The 4,693-nt window shown below is 68.9% G+C and carries 4 protein-coding genes; 2 read left to right on the plus strand and 2 right to left on the minus strand.

Going from position 1 to position 4,693, the window contains the following annotated elements; genetic code table 11:
* Positions 1-59: 59 nt before the first annotated feature.
* Positions 60-815 carry an SDR family oxidoreductase gene (locus IJH84_RS16580; RefSeq protein ID WP_200072032.1) on the minus strand — a complete coding sequence of 252 codons (756 nt, stop codon included), beginning with the start codon at positions 813-815 and terminating at the stop codon, positions 60-62.
* A gap of 418 nt (positions 816-1,233) precedes the next feature.
* Between IJH84_RS16580 and IJH84_RS16585 the strand changes: the two genes are divergently transcribed.
* Both IJH84_RS16585 and IJH84_RS16590 read left to right on the plus strand, forming a co-directional pair.
* Positions 1,234-1,818, plus strand: coding sequence for a DNA-binding protein (locus IJH84_RS16585; RefSeq protein ID WP_200072031.1), 585 nt, complete (start codon positions 1,234-1,236; stop codon positions 1,816-1,818).
* Positions 1,819-2,158: 340 nt separating this feature from the next.
* On the plus strand, positions 2,159-2,815 hold the full coding sequence (locus IJH84_RS16590) for an RES family NAD+ phosphorylase (RefSeq protein ID WP_200072030.1): 657 nt from the start codon (positions 2,159-2,161) through the stop codon (positions 2,813-2,815).
* Between the two features lie 104 nt (positions 2,816-2,919).
* Here IJH84_RS16590 and IJH84_RS16595 read toward each other — a convergent pair whose 3' ends face one another.
* The gene (locus IJH84_RS16595; RefSeq protein ID WP_233628029.1) at positions 2,920-3,936 is read right to left on the minus strand and encodes a TerC family protein; all 1,017 of its coding nucleotides are present in this window, start codon (positions 3,934-3,936) and stop codon (positions 2,920-2,922) included.
* Between the last annotated feature and the right edge of the window lie 757 nt (positions 3,937-4,693).

Consider the following 4,693-nt stretch of genomic DNA (forward strand, 5'->3'; position numbering starts at 1 on the left):
GCACCGATGCCGTTGCCGCCACCGGTCACCACGACCACCGAGTCCGACAGCTGCACCGCTCACACACCTCCCGTGAGGGTCAGGCCGCCGTCGAGGGTGAGGATCTGCCCGGTCACCCACGACGCTTCGTCGGACAGCAGGTACGCCGCCGCGCCGCCGATGTCCTCTGGCACGCCGAGCCGCTTGAGCGGGTAGCTCGCGGAAACGCCCTCTTCGTCCTCCGCGTAGAGCGCCGTGGCGAACTTCGTCTTCACCACGGCCGGAGCGACCGCGTTCACCCGCACGTCGGGCGCCAGTTCCACGCCGAGCTGCTGGGTCAGCAGCGACAGCATCGCCTTCGTGCCGCCGTAGTAGCCGATGCCCGGCGAGGGCCGTTGCCCGGCGACGGAGGAGACGTTGAGGACCGATCCCCCGTGCTGCTGCATCCACCCCCGGTACACCTGCTGCGTCCAGGACAGCGCGGCGAGCACGTTGACCTCGAAGGTCTTGCGGGCGACCGAGTGGTCCACGTCGATCACCGGGCCGTAGGCGGGGTTGATGCCGGTGTTGTTGACCAGCATGTGCACGCCGCCGAAGTCCTTCACGGCGCGGTCGACGACCTCGGCCTGGTGCTCGACGTCGTCGGCCTTGCCCGCCACGCCGATGGCGTGCTCGGAGCCGCCGAGCGACTCGACGGCCTCCTCCAGCGGTTCCGGCTTGCGGGCGGTGATCACGACCTTCGCGCCCTCGGACACCAGCCTGGCGGCGATGCCGAGGCCGATCCCGCGGCTGGCGCCGGTCAGGACGGCGACCCGTCCGTCGAAACGCTTGCTCATGCGCTGCTACTCCCACTCGAAAGACCGACCAGTCGGTACGGCCCAGTCAACGGCGTCGAGCGGTGCCGCGTCAACCCTCCCGGACCGGCGCGCCGGACACGCCCGGCCCAGCTGCTCCGACCGGAGCAACACCCGAGCGGACCACTCGCAGCGCACCGCCGTCACCCCACGCACCTGGCAGCGCCGCGCAACGCGGCGCCGCCGGAGCTGATCCACTGCGCACTCGCCAGCGACGACGAAGATCATCCCGCCGCGCGGAGACGGTCCGCGGCCGGTCACCTGGTCGAACCGGCAGGTGTCCTCCGTCAGCCGGACGGACGCGGCACGCTGTGCGACGGGAATGCTACGTCCAGTGATTCCTCACGCTGGCGCGCACGTTTGCGCACACTTTTGGCCCAGGACGCGCTACGCTGGGGACATGACAGTCGCGCTGGAGACCGTGCTGGCCCGGGCAGGACTGCGGGTCACCGCCACCGAGTTCCTCTCCCTCGTCGAGGACGCCGCCAAGCGCCTCACGACGCCGCAGGTCGACCCGTCCGCGCACTTCACCCCCGCCGAGCGCCAGGCCCTCGGCGAAAGCGGCCTGGACCTGTCCCCGCTGGGGACCGGCGAGGTGGACCCGCGCGCCCGGACCGTAGCCGAGCAGGCCGTGCTGCGCGATACCGCGCTTTCGGTGAGCCAGGCCGCGGACCGCATCAGCGTGGACTCCAGCCGCATCCGCCACCGCATCGGTGACGGGCGGCTGATCGGCTGGAAGGACCGCGGCGGCTGGCGGTTGCCCGCGTGGCAGTTCAGCGACGACGACGTGCTGCCCGGTCTGGAAACGGTGCTGGCATCGATGCCGCAGGACCAGCCCGCACTGGTGCTCGCGAAGTTCATGACCACGGCGCAGGACGACCTGGAACTCGGCGACCGCCCGGTCAGCCCGCGCGACTGGCTGCTGGCCGGTGGCGGCGCGCGCCGGGTGGCCGACCTGGCTTCGGCGATCGGCACCCCCGCTTAACGGCCGTCGTCGGCGAACGGTTGCGTGATTCGGCAACCGCAGCGGTTCCCCGAGCGTCTGCCACTACACCGGCTCGCTGCGCCGCGGCGCGTAGCCCACCGCAGTGCGACGACGCGCTGCACGGCCCGCCAGCTGTGCAGCCGACACGGCGCGCAGGCGTGCGGGTTCCGCTGGACGAACACCACGCGGAGCACTTCTGCAACACTCGGAGAGGACGTTCACGAGAGCTTTTGTTCTTTGCCTTGTCAGCGGCAAAGCCGCTGAGGTTCCGCTACCGGCACCGCCACGCAAATCCAGCCCGGACAAATCCCTCAAGCCGCCGAAGTGACCAGGACATCCGTTGGCACGACTTCCCCAGCCGCCGGCACCGGCGGTGCTGCAGGCGATGCTGCGGCGCACCGAGGACGTGATCGCGGTTCCCGCGGGAACCCGGCTCTCGCGCGTGTTCACCTCCGGCGGCAACCACCCGCAGCAGTGGGACAGCTTCCGCTACGCGGGCCCGCTGCCGCACGCCCGATTCGACCCGCACCTGCCGAACACCCAAGGCGGGCCGACGGTGACCCGGGAGCACGGGGTCCTCTACTTCTCGCTGTCGGTGCGGACCTGCGTGGCAGAGGTGTTCCAAGCGACCTCGACGGTCGATCGGCGCACCCGCAAGCCGCACCTGGTGCTCTGCAGGCCGCGGCGCACGCTGCGGCTGCTGGACCTCGGCGGGCTGTGGCCGACCCGCGCCGGAGCGTCGCAGGCCATCAGCAACGGCCCGAAGGAGCGCACGCAGGCGTGGGCGCGCAGCATCCGCGCGGCGTACCCGGAGCTGGACGGGCTTTGGTACCGCTCGGCGATGGACGCGGGGAACCCGTCGCTGTGCCTGTGGGATCCGCCGTCGGCGACCGCGCTGCCGGATTCGCCGGACGTGCTGCTGCCGCTGGACCACCCGGGCCTGGACGTCCCGCTGGGGCGGGTCTGCAAGGAGTTGAACTACACGCTGCTGGACTGAGTCGCGAAAAGGGCGCGCGACCGGCGAAACCGCCTGCAGCCGCGCGCCCTTTCCGGCGCCTCCGGATGCGCCGCCCGCTAATCACCGGGCACGGCGCGGAAATTTCACGAGGAGCTTTCCGGCTGGTGCGCCTTCTGCTCTTCTTCGTCTTTCCGGGATTTCGCGAGGCTCGCGACAGTGGTGATCACCAGCACCACCACGATCACGCCGAGCGACATCCAGTTGTTGATCTCCAGCCAGGTCGGCACCAGGTGGTACTCGTGGAATGCGTGCAGCACCAGCTTGATGCCGATGAACCCGAGGATCACCGAAAGCCCCACGTTCAGGTAGACCAGCCGGTCCACCAGCCCGCCGAGCAGGAAGTACAGCTGCCGCAACCCCATCAGCGCGAAGGCGTTCGCGGTGAACACCAGGAACGGGTCCTGCGTGATGCCGAAGATGGCCGGGATGGAGTCGACCGCGAACAGCAGGTCGGCGCTGCCGATCGCGACGATCACCACGAACATCGGCGTCAGGTAGCGCTTGCCGTCGATCTTGATGATCGATTTGGTCTCGTGGTAGTCCTCGGTGACCGGGAAGACCTTGCGCACCCAGCGCACCACGATGTTCTCTTTGTACTCCTCGTCCTCGTCCTTGTTCCGGATCATGCCGAACGCGGTCCAGATCAGGAAACCGCCGAAGATGAAGAACACCCACACGAACTGCTGGATCAGCGCCGCGCCGACGGCGATGAACGCACCGCGCATGACCAGCGCGAGCAGAATGCCGATCAGCAGCACCCGGTGCTGGTGGATGGTGGGTACCGCGAAGCTGGACATGATCACCATGAAGATGAACAGGTTGTCCACGCTCAGCGAGTACTCCGTTATGTAGCCGGTGAAGTACTCGATCGCGAAGTGCGCATCACCGAAGATCCACACGCCGATGCCGAAGGCGATCGCGCACGCGATGTAGAACACCACCCAGCGGGCCGCTTCGCCGGTGGTCACCTCGTGCGGTTTGCGGTCCACGATGACCAGGTCGAGCAGCAGCAGCAATGCCAGCCCGCCTAGCGTGGCCGCCCACACCCACCAATGCGCGTGCAGCGTGTCCGCTGCTTGGGCCTGGGGTGCGGCCGCCATCAGCTGGACACCCATGGATCACCTCCGGTTCAGGGCATGCGCCGGGACCGGAGGTCTCTTCCACCGGCGAACCGGCCGACGGCACCGGGCCCCTCCCGGCGACGCGCCGGGAGAACGTGACCGTGATGACGATGCCGCCGCGAAGGAATACTCCCCTCCACAACGTTGCCAAGATTGTCACTTATGCGCGGTCCCGACCACCAGTCGGGGTGATGATCGGCACGAGTGCACGCGGAACGTTACGACTGCAGATTCTCCACCGGCAACTTCCTGGTCATCGGCTCACTCGAAGTGGGCGCAGCGACGTCGCGCTGTGACCAATCACATTCGATCGAACCAGCGTTGAACCGACCATCGGGGGATGGACTCGGCGCGTCGTGTCGCTACGATCACCGCGCCCGCCCCAGGCCCACGTGGCGGGACCGCACTCGGGGATGCGGCCGTGCACCGACGACTCGACGACCGTGAAGGTGGCGGCGCGGCAGGCGGCCGATTGCTGTTCGGTTGCTGCTTCATAGCGTCTTCGCCTTCACCCGCTCCAGGATGAAACCGTTGCCGCCTCGTTCCCCTAATGTCCGGACCGTGTCCCCGACCTCCCGCCGCAATGGCCTGCTGCTGCTCGTGGTTCTCGTCGTCGTGGCATTGGCCGCGAGCGTCGCGCTGTGGCCGGGCCGGACCGCCGCACCAGCGCTGCCGCAACCGCGGCAAGTGCTGATCGACGTGGCCGACGGGCCGGGCGGGCAGCAGCGCGCCCAGC

This window comes from Saccharopolyspora sp., from assembly GCF_017434145.1.
Lineage (GTDB): Bacteria > Actinomycetota > Actinomycetes > Mycobacteriales > Pseudonocardiaceae > Saccharopolyspora_C > Saccharopolyspora_C galaxeae.